Below are 23,614 nucleotides of genomic sequence, written 5' to 3'. Positions count from 1 at the left end.
CAACCAGGAAATGTCACCATGTGTGGAATCGTAGGGGTCATCGGGCGCGGGCCGGTCAACCAGCTGCTCTATGACAGCTTGCTGCTGTTGCAGCATCGCGGGCAGGACGCCGCGGGCATTGCGACGTCGCAAGGCAACCAGTTCAATATGTACAAGGCGCACGGCCTGGTGCGCGACGTATTCCGCACGCGCAACATGCGCGCCTTGCCGGGCACGTCCGGCGTGGGCCAGGTGCGTTATCCCACCGCCGGCTCCAGCGCCAGCGAAGAAGAAGCGCAGCCGTTCTACGTCAATGCCCCGTTCGGCATCATGTTCGCCACCAATGGCAACCTGACCAACTGGCGTGAACTGCGCGAATCGCTCTACCGCGTCGACCGCCGCCACATCAACACCAACTCCGACTCCGAAGTGCTGCTCAATGTGCTGGCGCACGAGCTGCAGTCTGCCGCCAACGGCGTGTCGCTGGACGACGACGCGATCTTCCGCGCCGTGTCGGCCCTGCACAAGCGTGTGCGCGGCGCCTACGCCGTGGTCGCGCAGATCTCCGGCTACGGCCTCTTGGCCTTCCGCGATCCCAACGGCATCCGTCCGCTGTGCATCGGCCGCCAGGAAACCGACGAAGGCGTCGAATGGATGGTGGCTTCCGAATCCGTGGCCCTGGAAGGCAGCGGTTTTGCCTTCGTGCGCGACGTCGAGCCGGGCGAAGCCGTGTTCATCGACCTGGACGGCCGCTTCGTCAGCCGCCAGTGCGCCGACAACCCCCAGCTGGTGCCGTGCATCTTCGAATACGTCTACTTTGCCCGCCCCGATTCGCTGATCGACGGCGTGTCGGTGTACGACGCCCGCCTGCGCATGGGTGAATACCTGGCCGACAAGGTCGCGCGCAACATGCGCCTGGGCGATATCGACGTGGTCATGCCGATTCCCGACTCCTCGCGTCCGGCCGCCATGCAATTGGCCGCACGCTTGAACCTGGACTACCGCGAAGGCCTCATCAAGAACCGCTACGTCGGCCGCACTTTCATCATGCCGGGCCAGGCCGTGCGCCGTAAATCGGTGCGCCAGAAGCTCAACGCCATCGGCATGGAATTCAAGGGCAAGAACGTGCTGCTGGTGGACGACTCCATCGTGCGTGGCACCACCAGCCGCGAAATCGTCGACATGGCGCGCGCTGCCGGCGCCAACAAGGTCTATTTCGCCTCGGCCGCGCCGCCGGTGCGCTTCCCCAACGTCTACGGCATCGACATGCCCACGCAGAGCGAGCTCATCGCCACCGGCCGCAGCGACGAAGAAATCGCCCGCGCCATCGGCGCCGACAGCCTGATCTACCAGGACCTGCACGACATGCAGCAGTCTGTACGGGACATCAATCCCAAGCTGGCGCGCTTCGAAGCTTCGTGCTTCGACGGTGAATACGTCACGGGCGACATCACCGCAGAATACCTGGCCCGCCTGGGCCAGTCGCGTGCCGAACCCGGCCAGGACGAAGGCGCCAGCGGCCTGCAGTTCAACATGGGCTACGCGGCCAACGACGCCTGATCGCGTACGTCGCTTTGCCACGCAAATCGCCGCCCCTTGGGGCGGCGATTTTTTTTTTGAGCGCAGGGGTCAGGTCACGACGCCATCATTGGGCGGCCACGTCCCAGAGCGGCTGGCGCGTGGCCTCAAGATGGGTCAGGTACAGCCGCAGGTCGAACTCATACTGGTGGTAGTGCGGCTCCATCAACTGGCACAAGTTGTAGAAGGCCTTGTTGTGGTCCTTTTCCTTCAGGTGGGCCAGTTCGTGCACCGTGATCATCTTCAGGAATTCCGCGGGCACCGTCTTGAACAGCGTGGCTACGCGGATCTCGTGCTTGGCCTTGAGCTTGCCGCCCTGCACGCGCGAAATGAAGGTGTGCTGGCCCAGCGCGTGCTGGATCACGTGGATCTTGCTGTCGAATGCGATCTTGCTGAGCGGCGCGCCGTTGCGGATATAGGTGTTCTTCAGGTCCACCACATAGTCGTACAGCGCCCGGTCGGTGCGCACGTCGTGCGCGCCGCCGGGATAGCGGGCCAGGAGCGCCGGCCCCAGCTTGCCCTGGTCGAGCAGCGTGCGGGCCTGCGCCAGCAGCGATTCGGGGTAGCCGGTCAGGTACTTCAAAGGGTGCCCGGCCGGCCGCGTCCGAACACGACGGGCAGCGCCATGAAGAACAGGATCACGAACAGCGCCAGGCTCCACAGGGCGTACTCGATGCCCAGCACCGGCACCACGGCGTCCATGCAGGTGGCGTAGATGCCGAACAGCCAGGGCACGCTGCCGTCCAGGCCGATGCCGGTCATGAAGCGGTCGGCGAAGGTCTGGTCGCACGACAGCATCTTCGCGGCCACGCTGTACTGGTACCACGCCGCGGCCACGCCGGTGACGGCCAGCAGGGCGGCCAGGCTGCCGCAGACGCGGGTCAGCGCGCGGCCGCCGCCAAAGCCGCCCACCAGGGCAATGACGCCGATCACCAGGTAGATCAGGCGCTGCATCACGCACCAGGCGCAGGGCGGCATGTCGAAGGCGTACTGGGAAATCAGGGCAATGCCCACGGCGCCGAAGCAGAAGAGGGCGATCAGGCGAAGCAGGCGTTCTGAACGGGAAGTCATGGTGATTCTGCGTTAAGGGTTCAAAAGGTAAGCCCCGGTCGCGGCAGCCCGGGTCGGGTGCGGCGCGCCGGGACGGCGGACCAGGCAGGGCTTAGGCCTTGGGAATCGGAATTGGTTGCATGCCTTGCTGCAACACGCCCAGCAGCAGTTCACGCGAGCCTTCCCAGAAGATCTGCACGCCCAGGCACAGCATGATGAAGGCGGACATGCGCATGAACACGGCGGTGCCATTGTCGCCCAGCCGGTGCAGCATCTGCGCCGCAAAGCGCAGGCACACATACAGCGTCAGCGACACGACGATGATGCCGGGAATCGATCCGCCCAGCCGCAGCAGGCTCAGCACGTGGTTCTGGTCGCGCAGCGACACGCCCACGGTGATGGCCGCGGCGATCGAGCCCGGGCCGCAGCTGATGGGAAAGGTCAGCGGGTAGAACGCCCGCGCCTTGGCCATTTCGGGGGTGAACGATTCGGCCATGCGGGCCACGCGTTCGGTGTCGGCGTCAGGCGAATTGACCAGGCGCCAGGCGCTGGCGATGACCAGCAGGCCGCCGCCCACCCGCACGATCGACAGCGAGATGCCGAAAAAGCTCAGCAGCACGTTGCCGGCCACCATGGCCACGATCAGCATCAGGCCGACATTCACGGCAACCCGCTTGGCCAGCACCGTCCGGGTGGCCGATGACGCGCCTTCGGTCAGTGACAGGAAGATGGGGGCGATCGCCGGCGGATTCAGGAATGGCAACAAGGTCGCCAGCGCGAAAAAGAAGCTGGTACCCAGGACACGCAAGTATTCGTTGAGCTCCATCGCAGGGCATCGCCAAGCCGAAAACCGGATTGTATGCGGTCGGCGCCGGTCTGGCGATGCGGGGCGTTCGCCGGCCCGCACGCGGTGGCGACGGCCGGCGTGCGGGCAGGGAAGTCAGGCGGCCTGCTGGCGCGCGTCGTCGCCGGCCAGCGCGTCCAGGATGTCGCGTTCGAACTGCATCTGGCTGCGCGGGCGGGCCAGCGCCGAGCCGTCGACGATGAAGACGTCTTCGACCCGGTCGCCCAGCGTCATGATCTTGGCCATCAGCAGGTTGACTTCATGCTGGGCAAAGACCCGCGCCAGGGCGTGCAGCAGGCCGGGGCGGTCGGTCGCGGTGACCGACAGGCGCCACGAGGTGCTGCGTTCGTCGGGCTGCAGTTCGGCCTGCGGCATGATCGGAAACACCCGCGACATGCGCGACTGGCGGCCGCGGCCGTAATAGCCGCCGCGGCTGGGCTGCGCCTGCGCCGCCCGGGTGTCCTTCAGGCGCTCGGCCAGCTCGTGTTCGACGAGGGTAGCCTGGGCCCGCAAGTCGCTGGCGCCTTCGGGCAGCAGCACGATGAAGCTGTCCAGCGCCCAGCCGTGGCGGGTGGTGTGGATGCGCGCATCCTGCACCGACAGCGACTTGGCATCGAAATAGCCGCAGATGGCCACGAACAGGTCGGGCGCGTCGCGGGTGTACACCATGATCTGCAGGCCTTCGCCCTGCTCGGTGGGGCGGGCGCGCACCACCGCCTGGGCCGGCGCCACCTGGTGGTACAGGTGGCGGGTGTGCCAGGCGATGTCCGAGGCGTCGTGGCGCAGGAAATACGCCACGTCCAGCTGGTTCCAGAAGGCTTCGCGGGCGTCGTCGCGCAGGCCGGCCAGGCGCGTCAGGCGGGCGGCTTCTTCCTTGCGTTCGGTCAGCACGGTGTGCGCGTCGGCATGGGCGCCGCCCAGGGCGGCCAGGGTCAGCTTGTACAGGTCTTCGAGCAGCTTGCCTTTCCAGGCGTTCCAGACCTTGGGGCTGGTGCCGCGGATGTCGGCCACCGTCAGCAGGTACAGCGCGGTCAGGTGGCGCTCGTCTTTCACGGTGGCGGCGAAATCCTGGATGACGGCCGGGTCGGACAGGTCGCGCTTTTGCGCCACGGCCGACATCAGCAAATGCTGGCGCACCAGGAATTCCACCAGCCGGGTGTCTTCGGGCTCCATGCCGTGGTCTTGCGCGAACTTGCGCACTTCGCGCGCGCCCAGTTCGGAGTGGTCGCCGCCGCGGCCCTTGGCGATGTCGTGGAACAGCGCCGCCACGTACAGCAGCCAATGGCGGTCCAGCCCGGCGATCAACTGGCTGGCCAGCGGATATTCCTGGGCGTGCTCGGGCATGGTGAAGCGGCGCAGGTTGCGCACCACGGCCAGCGTGTGCTGGTCCACCGTGTAGGCATGGAACAGGTCGTGCTGCATCTGGCCGACGATGCGCCGGAACACCGGCAGGTAGCGCGGCAGGATGTTCAGCATGGTCATGCGGCGCAGTTCGTGCACGATGCCGCGCGGCTGCTGCAGGATCTGCAGGAACAGCTTGCGGTTGACAGGATTGCGGCGGAACTGCGCGTCGATGCGGTGGCGCGAATGCCAGATGGCGCGCAGCGTGCGGGCCGACATGCCGGTCAGCTCGGGTTGCTGCTGCATCACCAGGAAGGCGCGCAGCAGCAGCGTCGGGTTGCGCTCGAAACCGTCGTCGCGAATGATGTCCAGGCGGTCGCGCAGGTTGCGAAAGTCGTCGTCGATGTCGCGCGCGTCGCTGTCGGGGCGCGGAAACAGCCGTTCTTCGATGTTCTGCACCAGGATGCCGTTCAGCTGCGTCACCAGGCGCGCGGCCCAGTAATAGCGCTGCATCAGCAGTTCGCTGCCGCGCCGCGTGGCGGTGGCATGGATGCCATAGACCTCGGCCAGGGCCGGTTGCAGGTCGAACAGTACGCGGTCTTCGCGGCGGTTCGACAGCAGGTGCAATTCGATGCGCAGGCGCTTGAACGCCTGTTCCGCCTTGCGCAGGTCGCGCGCTTCGGACGAGGTCAGCAGCCCGGCCTGGGCCACCGCACGCCAGTTGTTGCCAAAGCCCGCCGCCCGCGCCATCCATAGAATGACCTGCAGATCGCGCAGGCCCCCGGGCGATTCCTTGCAGTTCGGTTCCAGCGCGTACGGCGTGTCGTGGTAGCGAGCGTGGCGCTGCTGCATTTCAACGCGCTTGGCGCGAAAGAACGCGCGCGGATCCAGCCGCGATTTGGTGGCCGCGTCGAATTTCCGCATCAGTACGCGGCTGCCCGCCAGCCAGCGCGATTCGAGCAGCGCGGTTTCCACCGTGATGTCGGCATCGGCTTCGCGCTCGCAGTCTTCGATGGTGCGCACGCTGTGGCCGGGCTCCAGGCCCAGGTCCCAGAGCGCGGCGACCAGGCGTTCGATGGCGGATTCGTCTTCGGCGGTGGGCACGTGGGGCAGCAGGATCAGCAAGTCCACGTCGGAATGCGGATACAGCTCGCCGCGCCCATAGCCGCCCACGGCGGCCAGTGAGGCGCCCAGCGGCAGCGGGCAGTGCTTGACCAGGTCGCGCAGCGCCGCGTCGACGATGCGGCGCAGGTCGCCCAGCAGCGTGTCAGGGCGTTCGTGTTCGCGGAACTGCGCCACCGCGGCCCGCCGGGATTCCTGGATGCGTTCGCGCAGGGAGGTAAGGATTTCGGCGGTCATGGTGGAGAGCGGCGGTGGCGAGCAGCCCGGTCAGACGGCGGGAATGACGATGGGCTCGGTAATGAAGGCGGGCGGCCGGGGCATGCCGGGCGACAGGGTCAGCACTTCGTAGCCCGTGTCGGTGACGCAGACAGCATGCTCCCATTGGGCGGACAGGCTGTGGTCGCGGGTCACGACCGTCCAGCCGTCGGACAGCTGGCGGATCTCGCGGCGGCCGGCATTGATCATCGGCTCGATGGTGAACAGCATGCCCGTCACCAATTTCACGCCCGTGCCGGGCTTGCCGTAGTGCAGCACCTGCGGATCTTCATGGAAGCGCTGGCCGATGCCGTGGCCGCAGAATTCGCGCACCACCGAAAAGCCGTTGGCTTCGGCATGCTTCTGGATCGCATTGCCGATGTCGCCCAATGTGGCCCCGTTTTTCACCTGCTGGATGCCTTTCCACATGCACTCGAAGGTGATGTCGGTCAGGCGGCGCGACAGGATCGACTGCTCGCCCACCGCGTACATCCGGCTGGTGTCGCCGAACCAGCCATCCTTGATGATGGTGACGTCGATATTGAGAGCGTCCCCGTTTTTCAGGGCCTTGTCGCCGGGGATGCCGTGGCACACCTGGTGGTTGACCGAGGTACAGATGGCGCCGGGGAAGGGCGGGTAGCCGGGGGGCGCGTAGCCCACCGTGGCCGACTTCACTTTCAGCTCGTCGGTCAGGAATTCCAGGCAAAGGCGGTCCAGTTCACCGGTGGTGACGCCGGGCTTCACGTAGGGGGTGATGAAGTCGAGGACTTTGGCGGCGTCCTGGCAGGCGGCGCGCATCTTGGCCAGGTCGGCCGGATTGGTAATGGTGCCCATGTGGTAACTGGCGGATCTCGCTTGAATGTCTGCTTGAAAGAATAGTAGAATTATAGGCTTCCCTAAAATTTTGGGGAGCAATCTGGGTAGCGGCAAGAGCCCGCCCGGCAAGTGCTTGGGCATGCGTGCCCAGACAAATTTCGATCTTTCTTTGATTTTCACCTATCTGCTGATTGCCAGCGAGATCGGTGGCAGGCCTGGATTTTTACCGCAAGCGAAGGTTGCGATACGAATTCGGTCAGGCCGCCAGGTTCCTGGAGATGGGCGGGGCAGGTGCGAAGCAGGGGATGCGCGAAATTGTCTGGATGCGAAGGCCGGCAGATGCTGGGCACGGCGTGTTCGCAAACCCGGGTCGTGTTTTCGAGCGGCGATGCAGGTTCGGTGTGGGTACCGGCTTAAGTTCTTGGAAACGTTGGCTTTTTGCCTGCGGTTCTTGAAGAGATGCCCCGGTGGCTGATGCGCGGCCTGGCTGAAAGGCCAGGGCGCGAGGAACTGGATTTCGCTGCCAACAAAACAGGTCCGGGCGCGCCTTGAAGAAACTGCCAGGAATTTCCTGGCGGGTCGGAAAGCGCAATGCAGGCATGCGGTACAGGTTCTTCGTCGTGGCGGCCGTCTGGGTTTATCGCGGCAGCGTAGTAGAAGGCGTGAAACAGGCGGCGTCGCAAGGCGCAACTGGCCACGCCGTAGTATTGCGGCAGTGATCGGCCGGCCCGGTTAAAATGATGTCCATCCCGCAGGTGCGGGAAATCGCGCGCAACACCACCCAGGGTGTCAGCCACAGGCTGATGCAGGTGCGGCGCAAGAAATCAACCCTTGGAGAAAGTTATGTCTTTGATGCGCGAAATGCTGGAAGCGGGTGTCCACTTTGGTCACCAGACCCGCTACTGGAACCCCAAGATGGCCCCTTACATCTTCGGCCATCGCAACAAGATTCACATCATCAACCTGGAAAAGACGGTTGATAAGTACCAGGAAGCCACCAAGTTCGTGAAGCAGCTGGCTGCTCGCGGCGGCAACATCCTGTTCGTCGGCACCAAGCGCGCTGCGCGCGAGCTGGTCGCCTCCGAAGCCGCTCGTTGCGGCATGCCCTTCGTCGACGCCCGCTGGCTCGGCGGCATGCTGACCAACTTCAAGACGGTCAAGACCTCGGTCAAGCGCCTGAAGGACATGGAAGCCGTGGTCGCCGAAGGCGGCGCCGAGCGCATGATCAAGAAGGAAGGCCTGCTGTTCCAGCGCGAACTGGAAAAGCTGAACAAGTCGATCGGCGGCATCAAGGACATGAACGGTCTGCCCGATGCCATGTTCGTCATCGACGTCGGCTACCACAAGATCGCCATCGCCGAAGCCAAGACGCTGGGCATCCCCGTCGTCGCCGTGGTTGACACCAACCACTCGCCCGACGGCATCGACTACGTCATCCCCGGCAACGACGACTCGGCCAAGGCCATCGCGCTGTACGCCAAGGGCATCGCCGACGCCGTGCTGGAAGGCCGCGAACAGAACCTGAACGGTCTGGTCGAAGAAATCGGTGAAGGTCAGGAAGAGTTCGTCGAAGTGCAGGACAACCAGGCCTAAGCCTGCTGTCATGTCCGGCGGTTAGTGTCTGGGGGCGGCCCGTCAATCCGGTACGCCCCCGCCTCGCCGGCTGTGCGAAGGTGGGCTCCCATCTTCCCGATCCGCCACCCGCGGACGTCCCATCGAATCACACCATTGCCCCGGCCCGCCGGGGCATGTCTTAGCAAAATTTGGAGCTAACATGGCTGAAATTACCGCCGCCCTGGTCAAGGAACTGCGCGAAAAGACCGATGCGCCCATGATGGAGTGCAAGAAGGCCCTGACGGAAGCCGAAGGCGACCTGGCTCGTGCCGAGGAAATCCTGCGCGTCAAGCTGGGCAACAAGGCCAGCAAGGCTGCCGCCCGCGTCACCGCCGAGGGCCTGATCGGCCTGTTCATTTCCGCCGACGCCAAGAAGGGCGCCGTCATCGAAGTGAACTGCGAAACCGACTTCGTGGCCAAGAACGACGACTTCGTCGGCTTCGTGAACAAGCTGGCCGAACTGGTCGCCACGCAGAACCCGGCCGACGTGGCCGCGCTGTCGGCGCTGCCCTACGGCGAAGGCACCATCGAATCGACCCGCACCACCCTGATCGGCAAGATCGGTGAAAACATCTCGATCCGCCGCTTCGAGCGCATCGAGACCCCGAACGCGCTGGCCAGCTACGTGCACGGCGGCAAGATCGGCGTGCTGGTGGAATACGCCGGCGCCGAAGAAGTGGGCAAGGACCTGGCGATGCACATCGCTGCGACCAAGCCCAAGGCCCTGAACGCCGACGGCGTCAACCCGGCCGACATCGCCGCCGAGCGCTCGGTGGCCGAGCAGAAGGCTGCCGAATCGGGCAAGCCGGCTGACATCGTCGCCAAGATGGTCGACGGTTCGGTGGCCAAGTTCCTGAAGGAAGTCACCCTGCTGTCGCAGCCGTTCGTCAAGGACGACAAGCACACGGTCGAGCAGATGCTCAAGGCCAAGGGTGCGTCGATCAGCAAGTTCGTGCTGTTCGTTGTCGGCGAAGGTATCGAGAAGAAGACCAGCGACTTCGCCGCTGAGGTTGCCGCTGCCGCCGCCGGCCGCGCCTGACCCCAGGGTAGTGCTTAGAGGCCGGGGCTAGATTATTCTAGACCGGCCTTTTTTCAGCGCCGCGCAGCTCCAAGGTGCTTTTTTCCCTGGGGCGGCCCATCCGCCTGGCGGGTGCGGCGTGGGGGATTTCCCCTTCTTGTCTTAAACTTTCGTCGGATTGTTCTTCGGGATATCACCTATGAGCAGCAGATCATACAAACGGGTTCTTCTCAAACTTTCCGGCGAGGCGCTGATGGGCGATGATGCATTCGGCATCAATCGCGCCACCATCGTCCGCATGACCGATGAGATCGCCGAAGTCGCCGCCACCGGCGTCGAACTCGCCATCGTCATCGGCGGGGGCAACATCTTCCGTGGCGTCGCCCCGGGTGCGCAGGGCATGGACCGCGCAACCGCCGACTACATGGGCATGATGGCCACCATCATGAACGCGCTTGCCCTGCAAGACGCGCTCAAGCACAAGGGTATCGATACCCGCGTGCAGTCGGCCCTGAACATCGACCAGGTCGTCGAACCCTACATCCGTCCCAAGGCCCTGCGTTACCTCGAAGAAGGCAAGGTCGTCATCTTCGCCGCGGGCACGGGCAACCCGTTCTTCACGACCGATACCGCGGCCGCCTTGCGCGGCGCCGAGATCGGCGCAGAGATCGTGCTGAAGGCCACCAAGGTCGACGGCATCTACAGCGCGGATCCCAACAAGGATCCCTCCGCCACGCGTTATGCGCGTATCAGCTTCGACGAAGCGATTGTCCGTCGTCTGGAAATCATGGACGCCACCGCGTTTGCGCTGTGCCGCGACCAGAAGCTGCCGATCAAGGTGTTTTCGATCAATAAGTCGGGCGCGCTCAAGCGCGTCGTCAGCGGCGAAGACGAAGGCACGTTGGTACACGTTTAAAGAAAAGGAAAATCCATGAGCGCCGCAGAAATCCGCAAATCCGCCGAAGCCAGGATGGCCAAGTCGCTTGACACGCTCAAGGCCAACTTGGGCAAGATCCGCACGGGTCGCGCCCACACCGGCATCCTGGATCACGTGCAGGTCGAGTATTACGGTTCGCCCGTGCCGGTGGGCCAGGTCGCCAACGTCAACCTGGTCGACGCCCGCACCCTGAGCGTGCAGCCGTACGAAAAGCACATGTCCGGCCCGATCGAAAAGGCCATCCGTGAATCGGACCTGGGTCTGAACCCCATCTCGATGGGCGACAACATCCGCGTGCCGATGCCCGCTCTGACCGAAGAGCGCCGCCGTGACCTGACCAAGGTCGTGCGCAGCGAAGGCGAAGACGCCAAGATCGCCGTGCGCAACCTGCGCCGCGAAGCCAACGATTCGCTCAAGAAGCTGGTCAAGGACAAGGAAATCTCCGAGGACGACGAGCGTCGCGCCCAGGACGACATCCAGAAGCTGACCGACCGCAACGTGGTCGAGATCGACAAGATGGTCGTCCAGAAAGAAGCGGAAATCATGACCGTATAATCCTTGGCATCGCCGCGGTGGGCCTGATGGCCCGCCGCGACGCCAGGATTCTTGCCTTCGCGCCGTCCCATTCATCGCCTCGCAGCGCTCGCTCGAGCGTGGTGGCTGGACGGCGCGGGTTTTTCCCCCGTATTCCCCCCCTCATATCCATGGCAACCAGTTCTACCCAGGCGGTTCCCGATATCCGCGACATCCCGGAGCACGTGGCCATCATCATGGACGGCAACGGCAGATGGGCGACGCGGCGGTTGCTGCCGCGTACTGCGGGGCATGCCAAGGGGGTGCAGGCGGTGCGGCGCGTGGTCGAGGCCTGCGGCCGCGCCGGCGTGCGCTACCTGACCTTGTTCGCCTTCAGTTCCGAGAACTGGCGCCGTCCCGCCGAAGAAGTGTCCCTGCTGATGCGCCTGTTCGTGCAGGCGCTGGAGCGCGAAATCGGCAAGCTGGAAGAGCAGGGCGTGCGCCTGCACGTCATCGGCGACCTGTCCGCCTTCGAGCCCCGGCTGCAGGAACTGATCTTCGCCGCCCAGGCCCGCACCGCCCACAACGACCGCCTGCACCTGACGGTGGCGGCCAACTACGGCGGCCGCTGGGACATCCTGCAGGCTACCCGCGCCATGCTGGCGGCCGAGCCTGGCCTGGCCGCGCAGCCGCAACTGGTCGACGAAGAACGCCTGGCGCGCCATCTCTCCATGGCCTGGGCGCCCGAGCCCGACCTGTTCATCCGCACCGGCGGCGAACAGCGCATCTCGAATTTCCTGATCTGGCAGATGGCGTACGCGGAGTTCTACTTCACCGACCGCTACTGGCCCGACTTCGGCGCGGACGAATTGCGCGAGGCCTTCGAGTGGTACAAGACGCGCGAACGCCGTTTTGGCCGCACCAGCGCCCAGCTCGCCGAGGGCGGCGCAAAATAATGCGGCTGTGCCCGCTTGCGGTGACCCGCAAGCGACAGCCCTGAGTCGACCTCGAGGAGACCGTCATATGTTGGGCCAGCGTATCGTTACCGCCGTCATCCTGCTTGCCATCCTGGCAGCCGCGATGGCCAGCTCAAATCCCTGGTGGTTCGTGGCCCTGCTGGCGCTGGCCGCCGCCTGCGCCAACTGGGAATGGCTGCGCCTGACGCTGCCGCAGCCGCCTTCCCCCCTGATCGCCGTCGGTATTCCCGTTCTATTGTTTGCGGCCATGCTGGCCCTGGCATCGGCCTGGCTGGGCGGCAACCCTGCCGGTCTGGCCAACCCCGACTGGATCCTGCGCTACCTGACCCCCGCCGTCGCGCTGGTCTGGCTCGTCGGCGCCGTGGTGGCCGTGGTCCGCGGGCGCGCCGACGCGCCGCCCGCCAGCCTGGGCTGGTCCGTGTTTTCGGTGCCGGCCGCGTTTGTCGCCTGGGCGGTGCTGGCGCAACTGTTCATGGCGCATGGCGCCGTGTTCGTGGTGTCGCTGCTGGCCCTGGTGTGGGTGGCGGACATCGCCGCCTATTTTGCGGGCCGAGCGTTCGGCAAGCGTAAACTGGCCCCACGCGTCAGTCCGGGCAAGACCATTGCCGGCGCCGTGGCCGGCGTGCTGGGCGCGGTGGTCTGGATCGGGCTGTCCAGCCTGTGGGACGGCACCTTCGGCCACGCCCTGGTGGCGCGCTGGACGTTCTGGCTGGCCCTGCCCATTGCCGCCTTGCTGGGCGTGCTGTCCATTGTCGGAGACCTGTTCGAGTCGCTGCTCAAGCGCCGCGCGGGCCGCAAGGATTCCAGCACGCTTCTGCCCGGTCACGGCGGGGTCTATGATCGCATCGACGCGATCCTGCCCGTTGCGCCGTTCGCGCTACTTTTGTCTGGAGTCTTGTTTTGACGGCTTTTCAACGCGTCGTCGTGCTGGGGTCGACCGGCTCGATCGGCGAGAGCACGCTGGATGTGATTGCCCGCCACCCGGATCGCCTGGCGGTCTACGCCCTGTCCGCCTACAGCCGCATGGAGCGGCTTGCCGAGCAGGCGCTGGCCAGCCGCGCCGCGGTGGTGGTGGTGCCCCACGACCAGGCGCGCCAACAGTTTGTCGCTGCCTGGCCTGCCGGCCAGGCCATGCCTGAAGTCCGCGTGGGTGCACAGGCCCTGGCCGATACGGCAGCCGATCCGCAATGCGATTCGGTCATGGCCGCCATTGTGGGTGCGGCGGGTCTGCCTGCCGCCCTGGCTGCCGCTCGGGCGGGCAAACGGGTGCTATTGGCCAACAAAGAAGCCCTGGTGGCCGCGGGCTCGCTGTTCATGCAGGCGATACGCGATAACGGCGCCGAACTGCTGCCTATCGACAGCGAACACAACGCCATATTCCAATGCATGCCGCATGCGGGCCGGGCAGGGGCGCCGGATGCGCCAGCCCCCGGCGTACGCCGCCTGCTGCTGACGGCGTCCGGCGGGCCGTTCCGTGGCCGCGACCTCGAAGACCTGCACGACGTCACCCCGGAACAAGCCTGCGCCCACCCCAACTGGAGCATGGGCCGCAAGATCTCGGTCGACTCGGCCACCATGCTGAACAAGGGCCTTGAGGTCATCGAGGCGCACTGGCTGTTCGCCATGCCGGCAGACCGTATCGAAGTCGTGGTGCACCCGCAGAGCGTGGTGCACTCCATGGTGGAGTACACCGACGGCTCGATCCTGGCGCAATTGGGCCAGCCCGACATGCGCACGCCCATTGCCTACGGCCTGGGCTTTCCCGAACGGCTCGATAGCGGGGTCGGTCCCCTGGATCTCACCCGGCTGGGCCGCCTGGACTTCGAAAAACCCGACCTGGCGCGTTTTCCGTGCCTGGCGCTGTCGTTCGCCGCGCTGCGGGCAGGGCAGGCCGCCTGCATCGCCCTGAATGCCGCCAACGAGGTGGCCGTGGATGCCTTCCTGACCGGCCGCCTGGCGTATACCTGGATTCCCCGGGTTATCGAGGCCACCCTGGAGTGGCAGGGGGGGCAATCATCTGTTACGCTCAGCAGTCTTGATGATGTGCTGGCGCTGGATGCCGCGGCGCGCGTCTACGCGGGCAACCTGGGCTTGGCGTAATACGGCAGCCCCCGCACAGCAATCCCTGATCCCTGGATTTTCCGACCTCGATGCTTTTCACCCTGCTGGCCTTTGCCGTCGCGCTTGGCTCCCTGATCATCTTCCATGAACTGGGGCACTACTGGGTGGCCCGGCTTTGCGGCGTCAAGGTGCTGCGATTCTCGGTCGGATTCGGCAAGGTCATCCTGCGCCGCGTCGACAAACACGGCACCGAATGGGCCGTGTCGGCCTTGCCGCTGGGCGGCTACGTCAAAATGCAGGACGAAGCCCCGGCCGGCGCCAGTCCGTCCGAAGCGGCTGGCGCCTTCAACAACAAGTCCGTCGGCAAGCGCATCGCCATCGTCGCAGCCGGCCCCATCTTCAATCTCATCCTTGCGGTCTTCCTGTATGCCGGCCTGAACATGGCGGGTACCGAAGAGCCCGTCGCAGTCATCGCCCAGCCTGTCGCTGATACCCCCGCCGCCCGGGCAGGGCTGGCCGCGGGCGACCGCATCCTGTCCATCGATGGCCAGGAAGTGGCGTCGTGGTCCGACGCCCGCTGGCGCCTGATGGACCTGATGGCCACGGGCGGCCGCACGCAGATCGAAGTCGGCACCGCCCACGGCGGCTCGCAGCAACGCGAACTGACCCTGCCGGCCAACGCCATGGATCCGGCCGGTGGCGACCCGCTCGCCGCGGCCGGTATTCGCCTCGCCCAACCCAAGCCCGCCGTGCGCGTCGTCAACGACGGCGGCGAAGGGCAGGCCGCCGGCCTGCGCCAGGGCGACCTGATCCTGGCCGTCGACGGCCAGCCCACGCCGGATACCGGCGCGCTGGTCAAGCAGATCCAGGAAAGCGCCGGCAAGGTCCTGGCCCTGACCCTGGCGCGCGACGGCGCCAACATTACGGTCAACGTCACCCCGCGGGCCGAGACCGTCAACGGCCAGGTCATCGGCCGCCTGGGCGTGCAGCTGGGCGGCGACGTACCCATGGTAACGGTGCGCTACGGCGTGTTCGACAGCCTGTGGCGCGGCGCGGTCCGCACCTGGGACACCGCTTTGTTTTCGCTGCGCATGATGGGCCGCATGGTCACGGGCGATGTTTCCTGGCGCAATGTCAGCGGCCCGGTCACCATCGCCGATTACGCCGGCCAGACCGCCCGCATCGGCATTGTTGCGTACATCGCCTATATCGCGTTGATCAGTATCAGCCTGGGCGTACTAAATTTGCTTCCCATTCCTATGCTGGATGGTGGCCATCTGCTGTACTATCTCGTCGAAATTGTGCGGGGCAGTCCTCCGCCCGCACGATGGATCGATATCGGACAGCGCGCAGGCATTGGTTTATTGGCAAGCCTGATGGGGCTTGCGCTGTTTAATGATTTCACGCGTTTATTTACTTGAACGCCAATTAGCATAAAATTCCCCGCCATTTGCACGACCGAGGATACTCAAGGATGTCTTTTCGCCGGATGTTTCATCACAAAAAGGGTGTACTGCCGGGCATAGTGCCGAGTCTGATCGCCGCATTGCTGCTTCCAGGCATGGCCCACGCCTTCGACCCTTTTGTCGTGCGGGATATCCGCGTAGAGGGTATTCAACGAACCGACGCCGGCACCGTCTTCGGTTATCTCCCCGTTAAAGTCGGCGAGAAATTTACCGAAGAAGAAGCCACCGAAGCCATCCGCCGCCTTTATGGCACGGGTTTCTTCACCGACGTGCAGATCCAGACCGACAATAATGTCGTGGTCGTGGTGGTGCAGGAACGTCCAACGATCGCCTCCGTGAATTTCAACGGCATGCGCGAGTTCGACTCCAAGGCCATCACCAAGTCGCTGGGGCAGGTGGGTTTCGCCGAGGGCCGTATTTTCGACCGCTCGATGCTCGAACGCGCCGAATACGAACTCAAGCAGCAGTACCTGTCCAAGGGCAAGTACGGCGTCGAAGTGACGTCCACCGTCACGCCGCTGCCGCGCAATCGCGTCGGCGTGAGCTTCGACGTGTTCGAAGGCTCGGTCGCCCGCATCCAGGAAATCCGCTTCGTCGGCAACAAGGCTTTCTCGGAAAGCGATCTGCTCGACGAGTTCAAGCTGACCACGCCCGGCTGGCTGACCTGGTACACCGACACCGACAAGTATTCCCGCGAAAAGCTCGAGGGCGACCTCGAACGCCTGCGTTCGTTCTACCTGGACCGCGGCTACCTGGAATTCTCGGTCGAGCCGCCGCAGGTCACGATTTCGCCGGACCGCAAAGACATCCGCATCACGATCACCGTGCACGAAGGCGAGCCCTACAAGGTTCGCAGCGTCAAGCTGGCGGGCAACCTGATCGGCCTGGACAAGGAAATCAACGCCTTGGTCAAGGTCAAGCCCGACGAGACGTTCTCGGCCGCCAAGGCCAACGATTCGGCCAAGGCCATCACTGACTACCTGGGTGAGCTGGGCTACGCGTTTGCCAACGTCAACCCGAACCCGCAGCTGGACCGCGCCAAGCACGAAGCCGACCTGACGTTCTACGTCGACCCGAGCCGCCGTGTGTACGTGCGCCGCATCCAGATCGGCGGCAACACCCGCACGCGCGACGAAGTCGTGCGCCGCGAAATGCGCCAGCAGGAAGCCGCCTGGTACGACGCCAAGGACATCAAGACGTCCCGCGATCGCGTCGACCGCCTGGGCTACTTCAGCGACGTCAACGTCAAGACCGATCCCGTGCCGGGTTCGCCCGACCAGGTCGACGTCAACGTCGACGTGAAGGAAAAGCCCACCGGCATGATCAACCTGGGCGTGGGCTACGGCTCGTCCGAAAAGGCCATTCTGTCGGCCGGTATCAGCGAAGACAACGTCTTCGGCAGCGGCACCAACCTGACGCTGCAGCTGAACACCAGCAAGTCCAACCGCGCCGTGGTGCTGTCGCACACCGACCCGTACTGGACCAAGGACGGCATCAGCCGCACCACGTCTGCGTACTATCGCGTGACCGAGCCCTGGAACAACAACGACGGCGACTACCGCGTCAAGTCCATGGGCCTGGGCATGAACTTCGGCGTGCCGATCTCTGAATACGACCGGATCTTCCTGGGCGCCAACCTCGAGCGCAACCAGATCGATCTGTTCTCGAATTCGCCGCTGGCCTACCAGAAGTTCGTCAATCAATACGGCGACTCGACCAACTCGGTCATCTTCACCGCCGGCTGGTCCAACGACACCCGCGACAGCGCCCTGGCGCCGACCAAGGGTTCGTATACCCGCCTCAAGAGCGATATGTCGACGGTGGACCTGAAGTACTACATGCTGACCGGTCAGCAGCAGTACTTCATCCCGCTGGGCGGCTCGTACACCCTGGCGCTGAACGGCATGGTCGATTGGGGCCAGAGCTACGGCGGCAAGGACTACCCGATCATCAAGGACGTGTACGCGGGCGGTATCGGTACCGTGCGGGGTTACGAAGGTTCGTCGCTGGGTCCGCGCGACTCGATCACGGGCGACTACCTGGGCGGTTCGCGCCGCATCGTGGCGAACGCGCAGCTGTACCTGCCGTTCCCGGGCGCATCCAAGGACCGCACGCTGCGCTGGTTCATCTTCAGCGACGCGGGCCAGGTCGGTGCGGGCAGCGGCCTGTCTTGCACCAACGGCAAGCCGGGCAGCGAGGTCGACGATCCCTGCGGCTGGCGCTTCTCGGCAGGTATCGGCCTGTCGTGGCAGTCGCCGATGGGTCCGTTGCAACTGTCGTATGCCCGTCCGCTCAATGCCAAGCCGGGCGACGACAAGCAGGCCTTCCAGTTCCAGATCGGAACCGGATTCTAAGCGTCGCGTTACGCTTGAAAACAAGGGAGGGGGCCCTCGGCCCGGCTCCCTTGCCGTTTAGTGGCACAATACACACTTTGGCTTTGCCTTACTGGAAGGTGAGATTTTCATGATGTCTGATTTCGCACTTAAATCATCGAATTCGCCGCGCGCAAAACGTCGTGGCAAGCTGGGCGGCTCCATTGCCCTGGTGGGTGCGCTCATTCTCGGTTCCGTTGCGGCGGTGCCCGCTCAGGCTCAAACCACCAAGATCGGCTTCGTCAATACCGAGCGGATCCTGCGTGAGTCCGGTCCGGCCAAGACGGCGCAAAGCAAGATCGAAGCCGAATTCAAGAAGCGCGACGACGAGCTGCAGCGCCTGAACACCAGCCTGCGCTCGCAAGCCGAGAAGTTCGACAAGGACGCGCCTGTCCTGTCCGAATCCGATCGCGTCAAGCGCCAGCGTGAACTGTCCAACCTGGATACCGACCTGCAGCGCAAGCGCCGCGAATTCCAGGAAGACTTCAACCGTCGTCGCAACGAAGAGTTTTCCGGCATCGTCACGAAGGCCAACGAGGCCATCAAGCGCATCGCCGAACAAGAAAACTACGACCTGATCATCCAGGACGCCGTGACGGTCAACCCGCGCATCGACATCACCGACAAGGTGATCCAGAGCCTGGGCAAGTAAGTCTTAGCCGTATGCCGGTTTTACTGGATCTTGCCCGCGCGCCTACGCTCGAATCGCTGCTGAGCGCCGCCAATACCCAGGGCATGGACTGGCGCATCAGCGCGCCTGCCGAGGCAGACCCCTTGCGGGTCTGCGGCATCGGCACCCTGGCGTCGGCGGGCAGCCAGGAAATCACTTTCCTGGCCAATCCCAAGTACCAGAGCCAATTGGCCACCACGCAAGCCGGGGCGGTCATCGTCTCGGCCGAGGTGGCCGAAGCGCTCGAGGCGGGCGATGTTCGGCCGCCGTTTGCGCTGGTCGTCTGCAAGCATCCCTATCTGCTGTATGCGCGGGTCGCGCAATGGTTCGATGCCGCCCGGCGTCCGGCGCTGCCGGCCGCCACGCATCCTTCCGCCGTGGTCGCGGCTGACGCCACCATCGAAGCGGATGTGCGCATCGGCCCCCACTGCGTCATCGAGTCGGGCGCCCGCATCGGACGCGGTTCGGTGCTGGGGCCAGGCTGTGTCATCGGCGTGGGTTCGTCCATCGGGCCCGACAGCCGGCTGCACGCCCATGTCACGCTGTACGAAGGCGTGAAGGTCGGCGCCCGCGCCATCATCCACAGTGGTGCGGTATTGGGCGCCGACGGCTTCGGTTTCGCGCCGGACCCCTCGCTGGGCAAGGGCGCCTGGGGCAAGATTCCCCAGCTGGGCGGCGTGTCGGTCGGCGACGATGTCGAAATCGGGGCCAATACCACGGTCGACCGTGGCGCCCTCGAAGACACCGTCGTGGCCGACGGCGTCAAGCTCGACAACCAGATCATGGTGGCCCACAACGTGCGCATCGGCGCCCATACGGCCATTGCGGCCTGCGTGGGCGTGGCCGGGTCCACCACCATCGGCGAACGCTGCACCATCGGTGGCGCCTCGATGCTGTCCGGCCACCTGACACTGGGCGACGACGTGCATATTTCGGGCGGCACCGCGGTGACGTCCAATATTTCGAAGCCTGGCCGCTATACCGGGGTGTACCCGTATGCGGAACATGGCGAATGGCAGCGCAACGCCGCCGTGATACAACAGTTGGCGCAATTGCGCCGCCGCGTGCGGACGCTGGAAAAAGACTAGGGCGCTGTCACAGCCGCCCTGGCGCGTCCGGCGCCGCAAGATTTATCTCACTCGCAGGAATTCACAGAAAAATGGAACTCGACATCAAGGGGATCATGGAGAGGCTGCCGCATCGTTACCCGATGCTGCTGATTGATCGCGTCGTTGAAATGGTGCCCGGCAAATCCATCGTCGCCATCAAGAACGTCTCGATCAACGAACCGTTTTTCAATGGTCACTTTCCCCACCACCCGGTGATGCCGGGCGTGCTCATCGTCGAAGCCATGGCGCAGGCCTCGGCGCTGTTCTCGTTCACGGACGAAAACGGCGGCCTGAAGTGCGAAGGCTCCAAGACGGCGTATTACCTGGTCGGCATCGATGGCGCGCGTTTCCGCCGCCCCGTGGTGCCGGGCGACCAACTGCGCATTGAAGTCGAAGCCGAGCGCCTGAGCCGCAGCATCTGTAAATATCAGGCGCGCGCAACGGTGGATGGCCAGGAAGTGGCCTCGGCCAAGCTCATGTGCGCGATCCGTACTCTGGAAGAGTAAATGGCAGGAAACATCCATCCTACCGCCGTCGTTGATCCGGCGGCGAAAATCGACCCCAGCGTGGTCATCGGCGCGTTCTGCGTCGTGGGCCCCAACGTGACGATCGGCGCCGGCACCGAGCTTGGCCCGTATTGCATGGTCGATGGCGTGACCACCATCGGGCGCGACAACCGGTTCTACCGGTACTGCTCGATCGGCGGCATGCCGCAGGACAAGAAGTACAACGGCGAGCCGACCCGGCTGGTCATCGGCGACCGCAACACGGTGCGCGAGTTCGTCACGCTGAACACCGGCACGATGCAGGATGGCGGCGCCACGACGCTGGGCGATGACAACTGGATCATGGCCTATGTGCACGTGGCGCATGATTGCCACGTGGGCAACAACACGATCCTGGCCAATTCCGTGCAGTTGGGCGGCCACGTTCACGTAGGCGATTGGGCCATCGTGGGTGGACTGACCGGCGTGCACCAGTTCTCGCGCATCGGCGCGCACAGCATGACGGGCGGCAACAGCTCGTTGATGCAGGACACGCCGCCGTTCGTGCTGGCCGCGGGCAATCCGTGCCGCCCCGTGGGCGTCAACGTCGAAGGCCTGAAACGCCGCGGTTTCACGCCGGCGCAGGTGTCGGCGCTGCGCGACGCCTACAAGATCATCTACCGCCGCGGCCTGCCGCTGGACGAGGCGCGCGCCGAACTGCGTGCGCGCCAACAGGCCGAACCCGAGGTCGCCGAGCACCTGCAGACGTTGCTGGACTTCCTGGACGTCGCTTCCCGCGGCATCATCCGTCCATGAACATGCGGATCGGCATGGTGGCCGGCGAGCCTTCGGGCGATCTGCTGGCCGGGCGCATCATTGCCGGTCTGCAGGAACGCGACCCCGGCGTGCGCTGCCAGGGTATCGGGGGGCCGCAGATGCAGGCCCGCGATTTCGATGCCTGGCATCCGATGCACGCGCTGACGGTGTTCGGCTACGTGGATGCGCTCAAGCGCCTGCCCAGCCTGCTGCGCACCTATCGCGACGTTCGTGAGCGCTGGCTGGCCGAGCCGCCGTCGGTGTTCGTCGGCATCGACGCGCCGGATTTCAATCTGCGCCTGGAGCACAAGTTGCGCCAGGCCGGCACGCCCACCGTGCATTTTGTCGGCCCGTCCATCTGGGCGTGGCGCTACGACCGCATCCACAAGATCCGCGAATCGGTCTCGCACATGCTGGTGCTGTTTCCGTTCGAGGAAGAGATCTATCGCAAGGAAGGCATCCCGGTGACCTACGTCGGCCATCCGCTGGCCGGCGCGGTGCCTATGCAGCCCGACCGCGCTGCGGCGCGGGCGCGACTGGGCATCGACCCGAACGCCCGCGTGCTGGCGATTCTGCCGGGTAGCCGTTCGTCCGAGATTCGGCTGTTGGCGCCGCGCTTTCTGCAAGCGGCGCAATTGCTGCAAAAGCGCGATCCGGCGCTGCAGTGCGTGGTGCCCATGGTCAACGACCAGCGCCGCGCTGAATTCCAGGCGATCCTGGCTCAGTATCCGGTGCCGGGCCTGCGCTGCATCACCGCGAATGACCTGCACGGCGAGGGCGGCGACCGCCAGGCCCCGGTGGCCTGGTCCGTCATGGAAGCCAGCACCGCGGTGTTGGTGGCCAGCGGCACCGCCACGCTTGAAACGGCGCTGTACAAGCGTCCCATGGTGATCTCGTACGTGCTGTCGCCCTGGATGCGCCGCATCATGGCCTGGAAGTCCGGCCAAGAGCGGCCCTATCTGCCGTGGGTGGGCCTGCCCAACGTGCTGCTGCGCGACTTTGCCGTGCCCGAACTGCTGCAGGACGACGCCACGCCCGAGAAGCTGGCCGAGGCCACCTGGACGGCTCTGACCGACGAGGCCTACACCGCGCGTATCGAGGCGCGCTTTACCGCCTTGCACCAAGAGTTGCTGCGCGATACGCCAGCGCTCGCCGCCCAGGCGATCCTGGAGGTGGCCGGTGGAGCAGCCTGACCTGTTCGCCATGCCGGTCCAGCCGGCGCTGGTGACGGCTGGCGTCGACGAGGCGGGCCGCGGTCCGTTGGCGGGCGCGGTCTATGCCGCCGCCGTCATCCTGAACCCGGCGCGTCCCATCGACGGCCTGGCCGATTCCAAGGTGCTCAAGGCCGCCACGCGCGAAGCCCTGGCGCTGGAAATCCAGGCGCACGCCCTGGCCTGGTGCGTGGCCAGCGCCAGCGTGGCCGAAATCGACAGCCTGAACATTCTGCGCGCCACGCTGCTGGCGATGCAGCGCGCCGTGCAGGGCCTGGCCACCATGCCGCAGCTGGCGCTGGTGGACGGCAACCAGGCGCCCAAGCTGGGCTGCACGGTACAGACGGTCATCAAGGGCGACGCCCTGGTGCCGGCCATTTCGGCGGCCTCCATTCTGGCCAAGACCGCGCGCGATGCCGATCTGCTGCGCCTGCATGCCCTGTATCCCCAATACGCGTTTGACCAGCACAAGGGCTACGGCACCGCGTTGCACCTGCAGATGCTGCGCGAGCATGGTCCCTGCGCCGAGCACCGCCGCAGCTTCGCGCCCATCAAGGCCTTTGGCGCGACGCCATGAAACACATCAGTTCCCGCGACAATCCCGCGGTCAAGGCGCTGGTCAAGCTGGCTGGCACCGCCGGCAAGCGCGGCGCGCCCGTGTTGCTGGACGGCGTGCACCTGTGCCAGGCGTGGCTGCAACACCATGGCGCGCCGGACCAGGCCATTTTCGACATCGATCGCCTGTCGCAGCCTGACATCGCCGCGCTCGCCGCGTCAGTGGCGGACGCGCGCTGCCTGGCGTTGGACGCGCGCCTGATGCAGTCGCTGGCCAGCGTCGAAAGCGGGCAGGGCGTGGCTTTCCTGGTTACACCGCCCAGTCCGGCGTTGCCGGACGCCGTCGACGAGAACTGTGTGCTGTTCGACCGCATCCAGGACCCCGGCAATGTCGGCACCCTGCTGCGCACCAGCGCGGCTGCGGGCATCAAGCGGGTGTTCCTGGCCACGGGGACGGCGGCCGCCTGGTCGCCCAAGGTGCTGCGCAGCGGCCAGGGCGCGCATTTTGCGTTATCCATCCACGAACACGTGGATTTGCAGGCACTGGCGCCGCGCCTGGGTGTGCCGCTGGTCGCCACCGCGCTGGACGGCGCCCAGGACCTGTATGCCGGGCGCCTGCCCGCGCGTTGCGCGTGGGTGTTCGGCCATGAAGGGCAGGGCGTGGCGGCATCGCTGCTGGCGGCTGCCCAGCTCAAAGTGCGCATCCCGCACGACATGGCCGCCGTGGAATCACTGAACGTCGGCGCCGCCGCCGCCATCTGCCTGTTCGAGCAGCGCCGCCAGGCGCTTGCCGCCGCCGCGGGCTGATTCGGTCCGCTCTTCGCT

Annotated in this window: 23 protein-coding genes; 17 read left to right on the top strand and 6 right to left on the bottom strand. The window is 65.3% G+C overall.

Annotated elements, in window-relative coordinates:
• The first annotated feature begins 18 nt into the window (after positions 1-18).
• A complete protein-coding gene (purF, locus tag U858_RS0119550; protein WP_025138851.1) occupies positions 19-1,539 on the top strand; it encodes an amidophosphoribosyltransferase in 1,521 nt (506 codons plus the stop codon).
• 85 nt (positions 1,540-1,624) lie between these two features.
• On the opposite strand, the gene U858_RS0119545 is transcribed toward purF, so the two are convergent.
• From U858_RS0119545 to U858_RS35685, 6 genes are all read right to left on the bottom strand, one after another.
• Positions 1,625-2,140: a M48 family metallopeptidase gene (locus U858_RS0119545; RefSeq protein WP_025138850.1), complete on the bottom strand. Its 516-nt coding sequence runs from the start codon at positions 2,138-2,140 to the stop codon at positions 1,625-1,627.
• The gene (locus U858_RS0119540) at positions 2,137-2,628 is read right to left on the bottom strand and encodes a disulfide bond formation protein B (RefSeq protein WP_025138849.1); all 492 of its coding nucleotides are present in this window, start codon (positions 2,626-2,628) and stop codon (positions 2,137-2,139) included. Before U858_RS0119540 ends, U858_RS0119545 begins: the two co-directional genes overlap by 4 nt.
• 91 nt (positions 2,629-2,719) lie before the next feature.
• Positions 2,720-3,433, bottom strand: coding sequence for a MarC family protein (locus U858_RS0119535; RefSeq protein WP_025138848.1), 714 nt, complete (start codon positions 3,431-3,433; stop codon positions 2,720-2,722).
• Between the two features lie 114 nt (positions 3,434-3,547).
• Positions 3,548-6,151, bottom strand: a complete 2,604-nt coding sequence (locus tag U858_RS0119530) for a [protein-PII] uridylyltransferase (protein ID WP_025138847.1) — start codon at positions 6,149-6,151, stop codon at positions 3,548-3,550.
• Positions 6,152-6,181: 30 nt separating this feature from the next.
• Positions 6,182-7,003 (bottom strand): type I methionyl aminopeptidase, encoded by an 822-nt coding sequence (gene map, locus U858_RS0119525; RefSeq protein ID WP_025138846.1) that lies wholly within the window; start codon positions 7,001-7,003, stop codon positions 6,182-6,184.
• Positions 7,004-7,398: 395 nt separating this feature from the next.
• A complete protein-coding gene (locus tag U858_RS35685) occupies positions 7,399-7,782 on the bottom strand; it encodes a hypothetical protein (protein ID WP_157838827.1) in 384 nt (127 codons plus the stop codon).
• Positions 7,783-7,828: 46 nt separating this feature from the next.
• On the opposite strand from U858_RS35685, the gene rpsB reads away from it, so the two are divergent.
• The 16 genes from rpsB to U858_RS0119445 all read left to right on the top strand — a co-directional run bounded on the left by rpsB (position 7,829) and on the right by U858_RS0119445 (position 23,596).
• Positions 7,829-8,578 (top strand): 30S ribosomal protein S2, encoded by a 750-nt coding sequence (gene rpsB / locus U858_RS0119520; protein WP_025138845.1) that lies wholly within the window; start codon positions 7,829-7,831, stop codon positions 8,576-8,578.
• 181 nt (positions 8,579-8,759) lie between these two features.
• The gene (gene tsf / locus U858_RS0119515; RefSeq protein WP_025138844.1) at positions 8,760-9,638 is read left to right on the top strand and encodes a translation elongation factor Ts; all 879 of its coding nucleotides are present in this window, start codon (positions 8,760-8,762) and stop codon (positions 9,636-9,638) included.
• Positions 9,639-9,816: 178 nt separating this feature from the next.
• Positions 9,817-10,533: a UMP kinase gene (gene pyrH, locus U858_RS0119510; RefSeq protein WP_025138843.1), complete on the top strand. Its 717-nt coding sequence runs from the start codon at positions 9,817-9,819 to the stop codon at positions 10,531-10,533.
• A gap of 15 nt (positions 10,534-10,548) precedes the next feature.
• On the top strand, positions 10,549-11,109 hold the full coding sequence (gene frr / locus U858_RS0119505) for a ribosome recycling factor (protein WP_025138842.1): 561 nt from the start codon (positions 10,549-10,551) through the stop codon (positions 11,107-11,109).
• Positions 11,110-11,258: 149 nt separating this feature from the next.
• Positions 11,259-12,023, top strand: coding sequence for a polyprenyl diphosphate synthase (gene uppS / locus U858_RS0119500; protein ID WP_025138841.1), 765 nt, complete (start codon positions 11,259-11,261; stop codon positions 12,021-12,023).
• 67 nt (positions 12,024-12,090) lie between these two features.
• Positions 12,091-12,948 carry a phosphatidate cytidylyltransferase gene (locus tag U858_RS0119495; RefSeq protein WP_025138840.1) on the top strand — a complete coding sequence of 286 codons (858 nt, stop codon included), beginning with the start codon at positions 12,091-12,093 and terminating at the stop codon, positions 12,946-12,948.
• Positions 12,945-14,144, top strand: coding sequence for a 1-deoxy-D-xylulose-5-phosphate reductoisomerase (locus U858_RS0119490; protein ID WP_025138839.1), 1,200 nt, complete (start codon positions 12,945-12,947; stop codon positions 14,142-14,144). The genes U858_RS0119495 and U858_RS0119490 overlap by 4 nt, the downstream gene beginning before the upstream one ends.
• A 50-nt stretch (positions 14,145-14,194) precedes the next feature.
• A complete protein-coding gene (gene rseP, locus U858_RS0119485) occupies positions 14,195-15,526 on the top strand; it encodes an RIP metalloprotease RseP (protein WP_025138838.1) in 1,332 nt (443 codons plus the stop codon).
• 53 nt (positions 15,527-15,579) lie between these two features.
• A complete protein-coding gene (gene bamA, locus U858_RS0119480; protein WP_025138837.1) occupies positions 15,580-17,925 on the top strand; it encodes an outer membrane protein assembly factor BamA in 2,346 nt (781 codons plus the stop codon).
• A gap of 109 nt (positions 17,926-18,034) precedes the next feature.
• Positions 18,035-18,595 carry an OmpH family outer membrane protein gene (locus U858_RS0119475; RefSeq protein ID WP_025138836.1) on the top strand — a complete coding sequence of 187 codons (561 nt, stop codon included), beginning with the start codon at positions 18,035-18,037 and terminating at the stop codon, positions 18,593-18,595.
• A gap of 11 nt (positions 18,596-18,606) precedes the next feature.
• A complete protein-coding gene (lpxD, locus tag U858_RS0119470; protein WP_025138835.1) occupies positions 18,607-19,701 on the top strand; it encodes a UDP-3-O-(3-hydroxymyristoyl)glucosamine N-acyltransferase in 1,095 nt (364 codons plus the stop codon).
• A 71-nt stretch (positions 19,702-19,772) separates the two neighbouring features.
• The gene (gene fabZ / locus U858_RS0119465; RefSeq protein WP_025138834.1) at positions 19,773-20,228 is read left to right on the top strand and encodes a 3-hydroxyacyl-ACP dehydratase FabZ; all 456 of its coding nucleotides are present in this window, start codon (positions 19,773-19,775) and stop codon (positions 20,226-20,228) included.
• Complete coding sequence (lpxA, locus tag U858_RS0119460) at positions 20,229-21,023, top strand: acyl-ACP--UDP-N-acetylglucosamine O-acyltransferase (protein ID WP_025138833.1); 795 nt, start codon at positions 20,229-20,231, stop codon at positions 21,021-21,023.
• Positions 21,020-22,216, top strand: coding sequence for a lipid-A-disaccharide synthase (lpxB, locus tag U858_RS0119455; RefSeq protein WP_025138832.1), 1,197 nt, complete (start codon positions 21,020-21,022; stop codon positions 22,214-22,216). Before lpxA ends, lpxB begins: the two co-directional genes overlap by 4 nt.
• Positions 22,203-22,811: a ribonuclease HII gene (gene rnhB, locus U858_RS0119450; protein WP_025138831.1), complete on the top strand. Its 609-nt coding sequence runs from the start codon at positions 22,203-22,205 to the stop codon at positions 22,809-22,811. The genes lpxB and rnhB overlap by 14 nt, the downstream gene beginning before the upstream one ends.
• Positions 22,808-23,596, top strand: a complete 789-nt coding sequence (locus U858_RS0119445) for an RNA methyltransferase (protein ID WP_025138830.1) — start codon at positions 22,808-22,810, stop codon at positions 23,594-23,596. The genes rnhB and U858_RS0119445 overlap by 4 nt, the downstream gene beginning before the upstream one ends.
• Positions 23,597-23,614: the final 18 nt, after the last annotated feature.

Origin of the sequence: Achromobacter sp. DH1f (assembly GCF_000633435.1) — a bacterium.
GTDB classification, from domain to species: domain Bacteria; phylum Pseudomonadota; class Gammaproteobacteria; order Burkholderiales; family Burkholderiaceae_B; genus Achromobacter; species Achromobacter deleyi.
The sequence above is the reverse complement of the archived record's forward strand: the minus strand, read 5'-3'. Positions and strand labels throughout refer to the sequence as shown.

Coding starts and splice junctions, on each gene's coding strand:
- purF (WP_025138851.1), top strand. CDS start 19: ATGTGTGGAATCGTAGGGGTCATCGGGCGCGGGCCGGTCAACCAGCTG.
- U858_RS0119540 (WP_025138849.1), bottom strand. CDS start 2,628: ATGACTTCCCGTTCAGAACGCCTGCTTCGCCTGATCGCCCTCTTCTGC.
- U858_RS0119535 (WP_025138848.1), bottom strand. CDS start 3,433: ATGGAGCTCAACGAATACTTGCGTGTCCTGGGTACCAGCTTCTTTTTC.
- U858_RS0119530 (WP_025138847.1), bottom strand. CDS start 6,151: ATGACCGCCGAAATCCTTACCTCCCTGCGCGAACGCATCCAGGAATCC.
- map (WP_025138846.1), bottom strand. CDS start 7,003: ATGGGCACCATTACCAATCCGGCCGACCTGGCCAAGATGCGCGCCGCC.
- rpsB (WP_025138845.1), top strand. CDS start 7,829: ATGTCTTTGATGCGCGAAATGCTGGAAGCGGGTGTCCACTTTGGTCAC.
- tsf (WP_025138844.1), top strand. CDS start 8,760: ATGGCTGAAATTACCGCCGCCCTGGTCAAGGAACTGCGCGAAAAGACC.
- pyrH (WP_025138843.1), top strand. CDS start 9,817: ATGAGCAGCAGATCATACAAACGGGTTCTTCTCAAACTTTCCGGCGAG.
- frr (WP_025138842.1), top strand. CDS start 10,549: ATGAGCGCCGCAGAAATCCGCAAATCCGCCGAAGCCAGGATGGCCAAG.
- uppS (WP_025138841.1), top strand. CDS start 11,259: ATGGCAACCAGTTCTACCCAGGCGGTTCCCGATATCCGCGACATCCCG.
- U858_RS0119495 (WP_025138840.1), top strand. CDS start 12,091: ATGTTGGGCCAGCGTATCGTTACCGCCGTCATCCTGCTTGCCATCCTG.
- rseP (WP_025138838.1), top strand. CDS start 14,195: ATGCTTTTCACCCTGCTGGCCTTTGCCGTCGCGCTTGGCTCCCTGATC.
- bamA (WP_025138837.1), top strand. CDS start 15,580: ATGTCTTTTCGCCGGATGTTTCATCACAAAAAGGGTGTACTGCCGGGC.
- U858_RS0119475 (WP_025138836.1), top strand. CDS start 18,035: ATGATGTCTGATTTCGCACTTAAATCATCGAATTCGCCGCGCGCAAAA.
- lpxD (WP_025138835.1), top strand. CDS start 18,607: ATGCCGGTTTTACTGGATCTTGCCCGCGCGCCTACGCTCGAATCGCTG.
- fabZ (WP_025138834.1), top strand. CDS start 19,773: ATGGAACTCGACATCAAGGGGATCATGGAGAGGCTGCCGCATCGTTAC.
- lpxA (WP_025138833.1), top strand. CDS start 20,229: ATGGCAGGAAACATCCATCCTACCGCCGTCGTTGATCCGGCGGCGAAA.
- lpxB (WP_025138832.1), top strand. CDS start 21,020: ATGAACATGCGGATCGGCATGGTGGCCGGCGAGCCTTCGGGCGATCTG.
- U858_RS0119445 (WP_025138830.1), top strand. CDS start 22,808: ATGAAACACATCAGTTCCCGCGACAATCCCGCGGTCAAGGCGCTGGTC.